General features: G+C 53.7%; 5 protein-coding genes. All 5 read left to right on the top strand.

Annotated features, from left to right (window positions below; translation table 11 throughout):
• Positions 1-76: 76 nt before the first annotated feature.
• The gene (locus D6783_01825; GenBank protein ID RME53524.1) at positions 77-376 is read left to right on the top strand and encodes a hypothetical protein; all 300 of its coding nucleotides are present in this window, start codon (positions 77-79) and stop codon (positions 374-376) included.
• The gene (locus D6783_01820; protein RME53523.1) at positions 373-11,439 is read left to right on the top strand and encodes a hypothetical protein; all 11,067 of its coding nucleotides are present in this window, start codon (positions 373-375) and stop codon (positions 11,437-11,439) included. Before D6783_01825 ends, D6783_01820 begins: the two co-directional genes overlap by 4 nt.
• Positions 11,172-13,544, top strand: coding sequence for a hypothetical protein (locus D6783_01815; protein ID RME53522.1), 2,373 nt, complete (start codon positions 11,172-11,174; stop codon positions 13,542-13,544). The genes D6783_01820 and D6783_01815 overlap by 268 nt, the downstream gene beginning before the upstream one ends.
• A complete protein-coding gene (locus D6783_01810; protein ID RME53521.1) occupies positions 13,541-15,364 on the top strand; it encodes a hypothetical protein in 1,824 nt (607 codons plus the stop codon). Before D6783_01815 ends, D6783_01810 begins: the two co-directional genes overlap by 4 nt.
• Positions 15,365-15,458: 94 nt before the next feature.
• Positions 15,459-16,679 carry a hypothetical protein gene (locus tag D6783_01805; GenBank protein ID RME53520.1) on the top strand — a complete coding sequence of 407 codons (1,221 nt, stop codon included), beginning with the start codon at positions 15,459-15,461 and terminating at the stop codon, positions 16,677-16,679.
• Positions 16,680-16,864: the final 185 nt, after the last annotated feature.

Genomic DNA, 16,864 nt, shown 5'->3' with positions numbered 1-16,864 from the left:
TTTTTTGCTTGTTTTGGCAACCCGTCACAAAACCGAAAACCATATAAATACATAAAAATATGGTTTTGTTGGTTTTTTGAGGTTTGAAGGCCTGAAAAACCAAAAGAAAGCCAGAGACGACAGCATGGGAAAACAGAAAGTCACCATGACTATTGACGGCGACACCTTTCTCGCCTTCAAACGCATCTGCAAAGCAAACGCGATGAAAGTTTCTTCTAAAGTAGAACTCATGATGCAAGAGTTCATCAACGCAGTGGCAGCAGAAGAAGCGCGCGCACCCAAACACGATTCTCCCGTTCGACACAGCATTCCCGCGAGCACAAAACACCATTCCGGCACAAAAACGAAACGAGGCGTTCGAGGGAGGAAACCATGAACAGCACCGACGACAAGAACAAAGACAACAGGCAAGGCAATTTCGCTGCACACCTCCCTCTCTTCACGCCGCTCTACCTTCACATCGCAGCAGCACTCATCATAGCAGCCATCATCCTAGCCGCGACCTTCCTCGCCCCGACGGCGCAGAGCAGTAACGGGGAACTCGAACTCCACATAACACCAAAAACTGTGCTGGTCGGGCAAAACATCACCATCAATCTCGTGCCAGCCGTCCAAAGGGCGCCTGCAAACACTACAACAGCAATGCCCGCCGCAACAGGCACAATAGACACGACCAATCTACTCATAGAAGTCCAAACCCCCACAACCCTCCTTCGCTTCCGGCCAGACAGCAACCAGGCAACCCTCCCCCTCACGTTCATCCCGACAAACCCGGGCAAGCACACCTTCTATCTCCTCAACGCCCAAACCAGAGAAACCCTCGCAACGAAAACCATCACTGCATCGTCAGCAAACAACACCGACCCCACAAACAACAAAACACCACGAAAAACACCACGAAAAGCGCCGCTAAACCAAACGCAACAAGAACAACAAAGTAACAACAATACACACCTTCCAACACCGAGCAACCAAACAAACAATCAAACACACCACAATCAACCAGAAACGAATCATTCAACAACACATCAGCCAAACGCTCCCACGGCAGAACAAAAAACAACAACGCCCCCGCCCAGACAAAGCGCTGCAGACGGGGAACCGACACTTCTTCTCGTCAGCAACGGCGTTCCAAAACAGAACACGCCAACAAATAAGCAGCAAGGCGAACAGAGGGCGCGTGTCGAGACCGAACCGCCAACACTATTCATCCGCCCAGCAACGCCGCTTGCGCAACGCGAACAAACGAACATACCTGCACGAACAAATATGCAAACACGCGAACACGCACGAGGGGCAGAAAGGAGCACTGAAACCTTCGTAACGACAACACCGAAAAACCTCACAGCGCTTAAAGGAGTGTACGACATCAGCATACCTAGGCCCCTCTCCCGAACCCAACGCATCACCCTCAACGGCGTCATCCTCCCCCAACGCATTCTTCTCGGAGCAGAAGACCTCACAAAAAAACCTCGAATCAAGGGAAGGAGCGCTCTTCACGCCTTCGCCATCGACCCGACCCATATCAACTTTACCAACGGCACCATCGAACAGAACGCTACAGGAACCCAGCTGTGGAAATGCACTGAGTGGAACTTCACTGCTCAAACCTGCTCGGGAACGTGGCGCTACGTCAAAGACATAACGCCGGGAATGCCGTACACCATTTCTTTTAACGCAACTGACCCTGCATTTGCAGAGACAAATCTCACCATCATCAACGTCCAAAGCTACCCTACCGTAGGGGGGAACTGGACCGTGCGCTTCACCACCATTGGAGATGCAACCCTCACCATAGAAGCGTCAAACGGAACCACCTGGGTGCAGCACCAGCCAGGCCAGCTCGACCCCGTCGGCATCGACCTCTCCTTTCTTCAAGTAACCTGCGGCGACACGATAAGGAACTACACCTGGAGCAACGGCAAAGTCATCATTCCTCACTACTCCTGCAACGAAACGGGAAAGGAAGTATCAACCGTCAAAACAAGAGGCGTTCACGTGCTCAGATTCACGTTTGGAAACGACGTTCAATACGCAAAGAACTACGCCAGCGCAACGGGCATCCTCCAGCTCCGAGACGCCGCTGGAGGCCAGTCAACCGCCGACCAAACATCAGGAACCGACATTACCTGGGACACGCAAGACCGCATTGACCCGGCATTCAACCACACGCTTGGAACGAGCACGATTACCATCAACACGCCCGGCGTGTACCGCGTCAGCTACGGCGTTGCCGTGAGACAAGCAGGGTCGGGACGCATCGAAGACAATGCCCGAATCTACGTTAACGGAACCCTCCAGCCTCAATGCTGGGGGTCAACATATACGCGCGGCAGCACGTCAGTGCAAGATGGCGTTATCACCTCGGACTGCCTTGTCGAACTCGGCACAGGAAGCACGCTCAAACTCAACGTGCTGCGCACCTCCAGCACCACCACCGCAGAAAGCACGGTGGGGAACAGGACATGGCTCCACCTCCAACTCGTCAAAGATGCCGACGTCTTCCTTGCCCACGACGCAGGCGGAGGGCAGGACATGGACCAAGTAGCAGGAACCATCCTCACGTGGGACACGCAAGATCGAGCAGACTCGCCTTTCCAGTTCACGCCGGACGCGAACAACGTCACCGTCACCCAGCCCGGCCTTTACCGCATCACGTACGGCATCGCCACCGAACACGCGACAACGACGAGATACGCCGCGTACGGTGCAGTACTCATTAACGACACCCTCGCACCCGTCGGCTACTCGCACGTCAACCTTCGAGGCACTGACAGCACCCAAAACGGCGTTGTCACCGCAGACGCCCTCGTTGAGCTCGGCGCAGGCGCAACCATAAAAATTCGAGGCGGACGCGCTTCAGCATCCTCTGTCAACGCAGTCACAACCCCGGACCGATCATGGCTCCACATCGAGCGCATACCCGACCAAGACCAAAAAGTAGTTATGGTTCGAGAATCAGCGGGCGGCCAGAGCCTTGACACCACCGTCGGGACCGACATCACATGGGATACAACACAACGAGAAGACGCGTTCTTTAACAAGACCAGTGCGAGCACCATCCGCATAGAAAAGTCAGGTCTCTACCGCGTCGCCTACAACGTCTATAATAACAGGCAGCTAGGAGACCCTGGCGTAACACAAAGAATTGAGATCGGAGGGAATCTTCGCGTCAACGGCGCGGACCAAACGGTCTGCTGGTCGCAAGGCTACAACAGAGGAGACCAAGGAACGCCTGACAGCTTTGAAGGCGCAAACTTTGCCAGCTGCCTCCTCAACCTCTCAGCGGGCGACAACATCACCGTCTACCTCAGAAGAACATCCAGCGCCAGCGCGGCGCTGAGAACAACAGGGAACAGGACGTGGTGGTACATCCAAGCACTCGACGCCATCAACACACCGCCAACAACAACCCTCAACACGCCTCTCAACGACACCCTCCTCAACACCGCCACCGTCGACTTCAACTTCACCCCCACCGACAATGACACCACCTCCTTTACCTGCACGCTCTACGGGAACTTCTCCGGCGCGTGGGGCCCCAACGAAACAACCACCGCGACGAACAACACCGAAACCAACATCACCACAACCCTCAATGACGGCACGTACCAATGGAACATCGTCTGCCAAGACCTCGACGGCGCAACAGACTGGGGCGACCAGAACAGAACACTCACAATAGACACCAAACCGCCAACCATCAGCAGCGTGAACGCCACCAGCATCACCGACACGACCGCCTTCATCACCTGGACGACGGACGAGCCTGCGAACTCTACCGTTCATTACGGCACGACCACCTCCCTTGGCAATACAACAACCGATTCTGCCCTTGTCACCGCACACGGCGTCCCCCTCTCAGGCCTCCAACCCAACACACTCTATTATTACAATGTGACGAGCTGTGACGCTGCTGGGAACTGCAACACCAGCGGCACGTACAACTTCACCACCACGAGCGAGCCGGATACGACACCGCCTACCATTACCAATGTGAACGCAACACCGGAAGAAACAACCGCGGACGTGACGTGGACGACGGACGAGCCTGCGAACTCTACCGTTCATTACGGCACGACTCCTTCCCTTGGCAACACCTCCTCCAGCACGAGCTTCGTCACCGACCACGTCATCACCCTCACAGGCCTCACACCCCTCGTCCTCTATTATTACAATGTGACGAGCTGTGACGCTGCTGGGAACTGCAACACCAGCGGCACGTACAACTTCACCACCGTCGACTTCTCCCCTCCCTCTGTCACCCTTCACACCCCGCCGGATGCGTCAACAACCAACCTCACCCCCGGCCTCACCTTCTCAGCAATGGACAATGTCGCGGGCGTCCTCCCCTCCTGTTCTCTGTACCACAACGCAACAGGGAACTTCACCCTCAACACCACCCTCTACAACATCACCCAAGGGCAAAACTACACCTTCAACAACTCCTTCCTCCCCGGGACGTACACGTGGAACGTCCTTTGCGAAGACAACCAAAACAACACAGGATTCACTGCTCAAAATAAGACCTTCACCGCCCAAGACCAAGACATCATCGTAACCTTGCTCACGCCCCCAGACGACTACGTCAGCTCAAGCCTCACTGTCACCTACAACTGTTCAGCAACGGACGACTACGGCCTCACCAACATCTCCCTTTACCTCAACACCAGCGGCTCTTGGGAAGAAAACCAAACCACCAGCGTTTCTGGCACCCAAGCAACAGCGTCCTTCACCGTTGACATGCCCGTCGGCTTCTTCACGTGGAACTGCAAAGCAACCGACACGTTCGGCAACTCCTTCTTTTCCAGCTCAAACAGAACACTATACGCCGACAACCGAAGCCTCATTCTCACCCAAGAACTCTCTGACACCGTTGTTAAGCCAGGAACACGCATAACCATTAACGGCTCGCTCTTCATGAGCGACAACCAAAACATAGGGAACAACGAGTTGGCAATAACGCTCAACGAATCCCCCCTCAACCCAACAGACGAGAACGAAACAACCCTCGGCCTTCGCAACATCATACCCGCCTGGTGGCGCGTCACCTATAAATACCGGACACCCATCAACATCACCAACAACGACGCCTCCAACCCCCTCCAAGAAGGGACAACCGTCAACGTCACCGTCAACACGCAAAGCCTCACCGCGGCGGGCAAACTACTAGCCAACGGCTCTGACCTGCGAGTTGTCTACTGGAACGGCAGCGAAAATATTGAACTAGACAGAATCAACACAACACCCTTCAACACGACGGCCACCGTCATTCTCTTCCGCCTCCAAGCAAACATCTCCCCCAGCGCTTCTGACAGCAACTACTCCCTCTACTATGGCAACCCCAACGCGGGCGCGCCCCCTTCGACTCCTCACCGCGTCTACCTCCCACTCGAAACAAAGCGCATCATCAATGCCACAGGCACTTGGCAAGACGTGACGCTCAATGCAACCTACCACAACCCCGTCATTGTCGCACAAGTCGAAGAAGTCGCCGCCCCCACACAAGAAGTTTCAGTGAGAATAGCAAACGTTACGAGCAATAGCTTCCAACTCAAACTGCAAAATCCGGGAGACCGTGTTTTTTCTCCGCGAAACGTGAGCGTCTTTATCATAGAAGCAGGACGGCTTGAAACCATGGACGGTACAACCCTGCTTGAAGCACACAGGTTCCAAGAATCCCAAGTCCTCGGGAGCAGCACATCCACACCAACAACGTACGACACCCTCTCGTTCTTCCACACCTACCCCTCAGCACCGGCCGTCATTGGACAAGTCATGAGCTACCAAGACCCCCTCTGGGTTGACAATCACATCAACGCACCAGGAACGACTAGCGTCCAAGTCGCGCTAGAAATGGGCCAGTACTGCGACCAAGGAGCCTCATTTTGCCCCAACGCGGAAGGCCACGAACCTGAAGAACTCGGCATCATCGTCTGGGAACGAACGACCGGAAATCTCTCCGGAACTCCCTTCGAAGCGGCAGGAACATCAGACACCATCTTAGGAATCGATAATGCGCCCAGCTGCTGGTTCTTCACTTTCACCCAAGCCTTCACGCATACACCTCTTGCAGTAGCGGACCTTGACCGGAGAGACGGAATCGACGGAGGATGGTCCCCGACTTGCGGCATCAGCACGGCAAGCATCGGGCTCCATGTTGAAGAAGAGGACGAGTCAGACGGGGAGCGCGGCCACACCACAGAATCAGCAACCTATTTGGCAATCGGAGGCGAAGGAACATTCACCGTAAAGCGCTACGTCGCAACGCCGCCCTCCACCACATCGGGCTCAGAAGAACAAAGGCCCGCAAAGACAAACGAGCAAGGAACCTACACATACAACTACACGACCCCACTCGCAGAAGGAACATACAACATCACAACCGCCGCAACCTACCTCTTTTTCAGCGCGGCGAACACGTCCTTCCTCATTGTTGACAACACCTCGCCCTTCGTCAACATCACCAGCATAACGCCAAACCCCTCAGAACTAGGAATTGAAAACGTTGAAGTCAACTGGACCGCGACCGATCCAACACTGGCTGAAGCATACCTCAATGTCACCTACCCCAACGGCACCCTCCTAGGGACGTACACAACCAACAGCACACTCTTCACCCCGGCAAACCTCACTGTTAAGGGAATCTACACCCTCACCCTCTTCGCAAAAGACGGCGCAGACAACACGAACACCACACAAGCCTTCCTCACCGTCCAAGACACTACCCCTCCAAGCATAACCCTCCTCGAACCCGACAACGATACCTGGGTTCTCACCAGCACGCCAACCTTCATCTACTACCCCTCCGACCATGACGCATTGCAAAACTGCACGCTCTACGGGAACTTCACCGGCGCGTGGGGCCCCAACGAAACCGACACGTCACCAACCAACAACGCCAACAACACCTTCACCACTACTATTGCGGACGGGGCGTACGAGTGGAACGTTCAATGCATCGATGCAGAAGGCAACGCAGGATTTGCAACCACGAATTTTACGTTCCGCCTCGACACGACACCCCCTGCGGTTCAGCTCAAATCACCGCTCAACAACACGAAGGAAAACACAACCAACAACATCGTTTTCACCTACAACACAACAGACGTCATGACCGGCGTTGCGAGCTGTATACTCATCATTGACGGAGCCCAATCAGGACCTGCGGATACAACCATAACTGAAGGAATCAACCAAACCTTTAACGCCTTCGTTGCCAACGGCCAGCACAATTGGAGCGTGAACTGCACCGATCAGAACGGGTTTGTAGGAAGCTCACCCACCTATAACCTAACGGTTGAAGTACTGAGCGAGTCAGACCCTCCCCTCGTAACCCTCTACTACCCCCCAAGCCCAGCGTACTTCAGCGTAGATACGGTTCTTTTCAATTACACACCAGACGACGCAACAGGCATCGCGAACTGCTCCATCTTCCTTGACGGCCAACTCAACCAAACAGACACGAACGTAACCAACCACGCCATGAACAACTTCACCATAACAGCAATCGCAGAAGGAGACCATCAATGGAACATCACGTGCTACGACAACCTCACAAACGCGAAGGGAGACTCGGAAACAAGAAACCTCACCATCGACCTCACCAACCCTTCCATCGCGCTCAACACACCTCTCAACGACACCTTCATCACCACCTCAACTGTCGTATTTAACTACACGCCCCAAGATACAAACCTGGCTAATTGTACGCTCTACGCAGACTTCACCGGCGCGTGGGGTCCCAACGAAACCGACACGGCGCCAACGAACGCGGCGCCTAACACGTTCACCAAGATGCTCCAAGACGGGCCTTACCTCTGGAACGTTCTGTGCATGGATCGCTCAAGAAGATCTGGCTTTGCACCAGCCAACTACACCGCAAAAGTAGACACGGCACCACCAATCTTCGGCGCACAAGCAACAAACCCTGCTACGCCCGCGACCTACTCGCCAAGCCAGCAATACACGTTCAACATAACTATCAACGAACCTTTCGTAGACACAGTACTCTTCGAACACAATTTCACCGGCACCTTCCAAAATGAAACCGTAACAACACACACGGGGAGTGAGTACACCTTCACGCACGGCCCAATCGCTGCCGGGACGTACGCGTACCGCTGGCACGCCAACGACTCTCTCGGCCGAAGCAACACGACACCCTGGAACAACTATACCGTCAATAAAGCAACAACAGCCATATCACTTCTCTTCAACGGAACAGAAGACGACATCAGCATTGTCGAGGACCAAACCGTCAACATCACTGCCTTACTCCAAACGCCCTCAACAGGAGAGCTGGAACTCTACCAAGACGGTGCCCTCATAAACAACGGAACAGCGCCGCTAACGAACATCACGACGTACGCGCTCCCAGGCACGTATAATATTACAGCACTGTATCGAGAAACGCAAAACTACACCTCCGCTACCGTCACGCATTTTATCACGGTCAATGACACGAGAGCGCCCACCATCACCCTCCTCTTCCCAGACGAGAACGCAACCGTCGGCAAAGCGACAGTAACGTTCCGCTACAACGTATCCGACCAAGGAACGATTCAAAACTGCAGCATTTACATCAATGGCACCCTCAACCAAACAGACACCACCGTCCAGCCAGGATCGCTCCAGACCTTCACCATCACCTTCGCAGACGGAAGCTACAACTGGCGCGTCGATTGCTACGACACCGCAAGCAACTACGCAACCAGCGAAACAAGAAATTTCAGCGTCCTCGACTCGACACTCATCAACCTTACCGTCACTACACCAACCCAGGCGTACGAACAAGGGCAAACAATACCAATAACGATCAACACGACAGACCGGTTCAGCAACCCCCTCGCCACCAATGCAAGCACGGCAATCATTTACACCAACACAACCACAACAACAATCCCTTGGTGGAACGAGAACTTCACCTACCGCAAGCGCATCACCATCACCAACAACGAAGCCTCAGAACTCACACGAGGATACACTGTCAACCTCACCCTTGACACGACAGGACCAAAAATGCAAGACAACGGCACAGACGTCCGCATCGTCTACTACAACCAAACCAACCACTCCCTCACAGAGCTAGATCGCATCAACACAACGCCATTCAACACAACAACAACTACTCTGCGTTTTAAGCTCCAAGCAAGCATCAACGCAAGCGGCTCTGACAGCAACTACTTCCTCTACTACGGCAACCCCAACGCGGGCACGCCCCCGGAAGACCCCTCTAACGTATACCTCTTCTACGACGACTTCGAGGACGGCGACATCAACGGATGGCAAGATCACACCACCCCGGGCCTTCGTTTTGCCCTCGACAGCGGCAACGGCGTCCTACTCAAAACAACCAACAGCGACCCCGGCGGCGGATACGCAACCCTCCCCGCCAACATAACCAACTACGAAACAACCTTCCTGAGCAAGCGCATCAACGAGAACGGCGGCAGCGCAAACCGCTACGGCATCCTCACCGACACAGGAAACGGGTACGGACCCCGCTACGAATCCTACGGAACCGCGACGCCACTCTACATAGAAGAGCGCACAGGGTTTAGCGCAACAACCGTAGCGAGCTCGACAAGCATCACCCTCCCTTCAAACACGTGGCACCACTGGACGTTTCGCAAAATAGGGCAGAGCATGAACTTCACCATCAGAGAAACAAACGGAACGCTCATCCAATCAGTCTCGGGAAGTGATCCGACCTTTGCCAACACCAACTTCACCCGTTTCCAAATCATGGGCGGGTACGAATACTACACTGACAACATCATGGTGCGATTCCTCGTAGCAAATGAGCCCTCGACAACACTTGCAGCAGAACAAGAACTCTACCAACACAACCGAACCCAAACGGACGGCATCACTGGCCTGAGCGCCATCTCCTTTGGCACGAACCTCTCACTCCCGCAAGGGAACTACTCCATCGTCACTCTCGCATACCGGCCTGACTTCAACAACGCAGACGACGCCACCTACATAACCCTCGGCCCCGACCAGACTCCGCCGAACACAACCCTCCAAGCCCCCGCAAACGATTCCTTCGTTGGCAACACTACGGTCACCTTCACGTACACACCCTCCGAACTCAACGTCCTTGACACGTGCACGCTCTACGGGAACTTCACCGGCACGTGGAGCCCCAACGAAACCGACACGTCACCAACCAACAACGCCAACAACACCTTCACCATCACTATTGCAGACGGCACCTACCTCTGGAATGTCCAATGCAACGACTCCCTCGGCAACGCAGCATTTTCCCCCGCGAACTACACCGTCAACGTCGACACTACTCCTCCAACAATCCAACTCAACGAACCGGCAAACAATTCGAACCAATCAAGCCCAGTCACGTTCAACTGGACAGTAAGCGACAACCTCGCAACAAACCTAACGTGCGTCCTTCTCATTAACGGAACACAAAACGGAAGCCAAGAACCCGCTCAAGAAGGAATCCCCACCACGACAACAAGAAACCTCACCACCTCCGGCACAACATCGTGGCAAATCAATTGCACGGACGAAGCAAACAACACAGGATCGTCACAGCCGTACCAATTCTTTCACCTCACCCCGCCAACCAACATCACTATCGACTATATCAATGCAGCAGCAACACTCAACTGGACACCTCCTCCCGGCGCTGTAACGTATAACGTGTACATCACCAACAACTACTCCCAAGGAAGACCTCCAAACCCCAACGCAAGCAACATCCCAGACACAAACTACACCGACCAGAACGCATCGCAAATCCAACAACGCTACTACTGGGTATCCGCGGTCAGAGGAACAGCCGAAGCAATCGCACCAGTTCCGGTAGGCAAATACACTGTTTCACTCACAGGAAATCTCTCACTCCTCAGCTTTCCCCTCACCCCATCGACGACGCGCCTTCGCAACGCGACAGAAGGCCTTATCCTCAGAACAACCCCTGACTGCGTCCTGTCCCTGTGGCGCTACACTTCGTCAGGATATGAACGAACCGATTGGAATGGCACCGAGTTCGTACCAGCAGCAGGCTCCGAAAACTTCACCGTCATCGACACAAACACCAGCTACTGGCTTGAAAAGAACACGAGCTGCAATATCACCTTCGTCGGAACGGTGCCGACCCAGAACGAAACAATCGCGCTCTACTCAGGAATTACCTTTGCGGGATGGCACACCATCCTCAACCAAACCCTCCCAACAAACTACCAAGACCCGCTCTTCACCACCACCCCCGCAAATGCTCTCCAAGCAATAGACCGGTACAACTCAGACACGAACACGTTCGAGGTCACCATTCACTACGACGTCGGCTCAACCCCCTGGGGCTGGTGGCCATCAGCAAACAACCCGGACTTTACCACAATGGACCCGGCAAGGGGCTACGTCCTCGACGCCGTCAAGAATGCAACATGGACTTTCGATCCCAAAACTTGAACACGAAACCAAAAAGCCGTCAAGTCCTGAACGATGATGAACAGAAGATGAACACACCAAAGCAAAAAACAAAAAAAGGAGCGAACAAAACCACAAGCACGCATCCTTCCACGATACGTGCACGCCCCGCAACATTCCCTTTGCCCACCCCCCCATACGCCATCCTTGCAGCGCTTCTCGTTTTCCTTCTCATCAACACAGGAGCACACGCCATCCCAACACCACAAGGCGTTGACGGCACCGTCTACGAACTCGACGGCATCACCCCCGTTCCTCCCTACGTGACACTCACCATTCACAACAAGGAAACAGGCCAAACAATACACACCAATCCCGGGAGAGGGCGGCCAGGCAGGTACTCCGCAGCACTCAACTGGCCGAAAGGAACAACCGTCATTGTCACTGCACAAAACCCCGAGCACGAGGCCAACGCCACAGTCCAACTAGAAGGCATCCTCCACGGCGTCGACCTCTACCTCAACATGACGCTCAGCCCCTACCCTCCCATCATAACCTCAACACCACCGACAGAAGTCATGCAAGACCAACGCTACACGTACCGCCCACACGTTTTTGACTGGAACGGCGACACGCTCACCCACGCACTAGGAACCCGCCCGGAAGGCATGCACATCGACAACGAAACAGGTCTTATTACCTGGACACCCAACGCGACACAAGTCGGCACCCACAACGTGGTCTACCACGTTTCTGATGGAAACCAAACTACGACGCAACAATACAACCTCACCGTCCAAAACGTCAACGACCCCCCAGAACTCATCATACCAACCCGTGCAGTTCTGAAAGCGCGAGGAAACATTCTTGCCTACCAACTCGAGGCAAAAGACCTCGATAACGATCCAGTACGCTTCACGCTAAAACAAGCGCCTCCCGGATTTTCAGTCACGCCGACAGGGCTGCTCACCTACAACCGCCAACAACCCCCGCCGCGGGGCTCCTCGCTCATCCTCGAACTGAACGACGGCCAGGCAACAACAACATACACTCTGCAAATAGATGGCTTCACCTTCCAATTCCCATCACCTTCCAACGACAATGCAGGTGGATCGGGCTCTTCCTCAGCGCTCTTCTCAAAAGAACTCTACTCAGATGCCACGCAGAATGCAAGCAATCAACCAAACGCCAGCGCTAATGAGGAAGACAAGGAAAACACCGAACAAAACACGCGCGTAGCAGCACTCACCTACCAGCCAGGAGACGGACTCATAACATCGATCACAATTGCAGCAGAGCAACCACTGCAAACTATTCGTGTCCGTGCATTTGAACGCAGACCACGATCAACACCGCCTCTAAACGAAGCGGTCATCTCTTACTTCCGGTTCGTTCCTCAAGGAACGGTAAGCAAAATATCTGAGGTAACATTCACTATCCACCTCACCACTCAAGATCTCCAAAGAGCAGGAGCGACGGATGAGCGCGAAGGCGATCTACAACTCTACCAACTTGAAGACAACCAATGGAAGAGAATCAACACAAAAACGCGCCGAACAGACGACGGCATCATCCTCTCAGCGACGAGCGACAAGCTAGCACTCTTTGCACTCACTACTGGCTCGCCGCCCGCACCGAGACCTCCCTCAATTGTAGCGATTCCTCAAGCAACAACCATTATCGGCACACTCACACCAACAACAAACGAAACAATAAACGAACCAGTGCCTGTCTTCATAACAGACACACAAACAGGCAAGCGCTACCGTTTTGACACAGGAACAACACCAACGCCCGCGAGCTTTGCAGCGGTGCTGCATGATGTAGCAGGACACGAACTTGTTCTCTATGCGAAGACGAAAAACTTAGAGGGAGAAAAAAGAATACAAGCAACGCCGGGAACCATCCAAATCACGCTTCCCCTCAAGCCATCCAAGCAAACAATACTCACGGGGGCTGTAACGGCAGCGAGCACCGTCCTCGCTCCACTCACAAACAGCAATCTAGCCATGCTCTTCTTCTTACTCGCTGCAGGCGCACTCCTTGCAGGAGCCGCCTTTATGCATCTCACCAAAGCACGTATCAAAAAAGGGAAGAATGAAAAGGAGACGCTGCCGCCAACCATAAGAGAATGGGAAAAAGAATGACACGAAGAACAATCCTACAACAAAAAACGAGCCACGTAGTCGAGCCGACACTGCCCTTTACAAAAAAGAAAAAAAAGGCCGTTCTAGCGGCAACCTTCTTGCTAGTTCTTATCCTCACCTTTTCTCCCTCGCAAGCCCCGCCCCCAACGCCGCACAACGTTAAAGGATTCGTCTTCGACCAGGGAGGGTCTGGCATGCCGAACGGGATTCCTGTCCTCATCAACAACACAGTGACGGGGAGCTCGACGCTCACCTCTGTCGATGCACCGCCAGTACCTTCCCTGGCAGGAGCGTACTCCGGAACTATTGACGGCAACGACGGAGACGCTATAACCGTCTTCTCATGGAATGATACACACTACGGAAAAACCGCAGGAACGCTTTTCTCCACGACAGAAATAAACGTGACGGTAAACATGACGCGGGCACCAGAGCCGAACGTCACCATCATTATTCCTTCAGATAACACAACATGGAACATCACCGAAGCATTCAATATAACAGCAAACATAACCGTCCTTTTTGCTGACGGGACCTGCAACGCGACTATAACCTTCGGCAACGAGTCTATTCTCAATATCACTCCAGGAGAAAACACCACCAATGACCTTGGCTTTATCACACAAGGAACAACCGTAAACACTACGTTCTCCGTCACAGGAACAAACACGGGCTCATCATCAGTGACGGTTTCTGCCTCGTGCTCACCTACTGGGCCAATCTTTTCAGCAACAACTGCCGATTCCCTCACTAACCTCACCATTTTTGACAATCAACCACCCGTCATCCAGCTCGTATCGCCACCCAACAACACCGAAAACAAAACATCAAGCACTATTACGTTCACCTACAACGTAACCGACCACTCGCCGATTCAGTGGTGCTCGCTCATCATCGACGGATCAATAAATAAGACAAACACCACCATAACAAAAGACACCAACCAATACTTCACTACAACCCTCACCAACGGACAACACAATTGGAGCGTGAACTGCACCGACCAAGAAGGTAATGAAGGAGCAAGCGAGATAAGAAACATTACTGTTTCCTACAATCATCCTTCCATACGAATAGTTGCGATCACGCAAAACATTATCCTCAATGCCGGCAGCACGAAACAGGTGGAATGCAACGCAACCATCACGGACGAGGACGGCCCTGGCGACATCGCAACAGTCAATGCAACATTGTACCACACGCAAAACACATCAAGCGACCCCGACCACCCAAGGTACCACTACACCAACGCCTCCTGCCAACAATACGGAACATCGGCGAACTCCGCAAACTACACGTGCGCGTTCTTCATCCAATACTACGCCCTTAATGGGACGTGGGAGTGCAACGCCTCTGTCAAAGACCTGCAAGGCCTTGCTAACTCTACAACGAATCAAACAACCGTTGATCCGCTTCTTGCGATCAATGTCACCCCCGTCCTCATTGATTACGGCAACGTCCCTGCAGGAGGAACGTCTCAAGAACAAACGGTCAACATCACCAACGTGGGAAACGTTCCCATTAACGTTTCCGTCTACGGGTACGGCGCGACCCCCGGCGACGGCCTGGCCATGGTCTGCTCCACAGGAAACATTACTATTTCTGATGAGCGGTACGCCTCCACTCCCGGAGTGGCTTACGCGGCAAAAACACTGCTTACCGCAATCCTTCAAGATGCAGGAATCACGCTCCCCCCACAAACAACGCAGGCAACATCAGAGGATTCTCTTTATTTTCAGCTCGGCATTACCCCTACGGATCCTCCCCTCTCTCTTGGAACGTGCAACGGCACTGTCGTGTTCCAAGCGAACACCCCCTAGCAACGTAGCAACACTCTTCTGCAGACTTTCCACTTTCTCGACGAAAACTATATAAGTGACCGCTTCTGAGAAGGAACCGGGTGGTTGGCGAACGATGCTACACATCATAACTCGCTTTTTAGCAAAAAAGAACACTGCTGCAGACGCGTCTGCCCGGAAAGGCGATGCTGCAAGCAATCGGAACGCTCCCGCCGCGGGTGAAGACAGAACGCGCGCGCTTCCCCCTTCAGCTGCAAAGCTTTATTCTCTGGCTCCCAAGCCGGACGGCACAGCAGGTCGCGCTGCCCTCCAACAAGGAACGAAACAGGAGGCTGCACCAACAGCACTTCCTGACCTTGATGACTTTCGAATGCCCACAAAACCAAGAGCGCCACTCAGAACGGCAAGCACGCGCCAAGCAGAAAGAACGACGGCGGTGCACGCAAGCCACGCACGCACAACGCCCGCTTCTACTGATGATGATGTAGCCCACATCACTGCAGAAGAACTCGCCCAATTTGAAGAGGCCTTAGCATCTGTCGAGGAGTCAGGAGCCGTGATCACGCCAACCAAGGACGACGGCTTTCCTTCATCGCCGCTCTCAAGGGGATTCTTCCACGAGTTCGAGCGAGCCCTGGAAAAAGAAGCTTTGCATGACGTCGCAGACCACGTCGTAAAAGAAGACATTCTCAACCGCATGAAACAGTTTCACGCGTTCAAAGAACAAGGGAAAACGTACCACTTCACCGCGCCGCTTCTCAAAAAGGCGCTTAAAGCAAAGCTTTCCGACCTCAAAAAACTAGAGGAGGAGTGGTACAACCACAAAAAGGAGCTGAAACACCTCCAAGGCATCATCAACACCAAAGAAAAAGACATCGACAAGCGCGTCGCGGAACTCAAAGAGCTCATCGCCCAGTTCAAGCACGTCTCCATTCTAGAAAAAGAAGTGCCTGAAGAGCACGCATTTCTTTGCAGCGACGGGAGAAAGCTCAGATCCCTCCTCCAACTCAAAGAAGCCCTGCTCCACTCAACCAACGAGGCGTGGGCTCACGCCTTTGCAGGTGGCGAAAACCACGTCGCGAACTGGGTCGCAACGGCCCTTGGCGACGCAACGCTGGCATCGTCCCTGCGGCCAGCTAAAAATCGCGAAGAACTGCTCCAAGCACTCTACCGGCTCACCGATCCAGAACAAGACTCCGAGCAAACATCGCCACCGCCAGCGACTGCTCAAGAAACACGAGGGAGAGCATCATTGGAGGGCGAGGACGCCAGCGGCGGTGGCAAGGGCGACCACGATGAAGGGCCGTCAACTGCGCACGCGGCTGCATCTTCCTAACTTCTTGCACGGTCTTGAATTGCTGGATGCTGGAGGTGTTCTCTTCTTCTAAAAAACGCTCTTCTGAGGGGATGTAATCGAGCAATGTATACATGATTTGCAGTGATTTGGAGGGTACGCTGCTTTTTCTTTGGGATTTCATTGTATTCGTCACGAAGGCCCCACAAAAAACGAAAGATTTATAT

The organism is Candidatus Woesearchaeota archaeon, from assembly GCA_003694805.1.
Classification (GTDB): Archaea; Nanobdellota; Nanobdellia; order Woesearchaeales; family J110; genus J110.
Note: the sequence above shows the minus strand (reverse complement) of the source record. Positions and strands in the feature narration are given on the sequence as shown.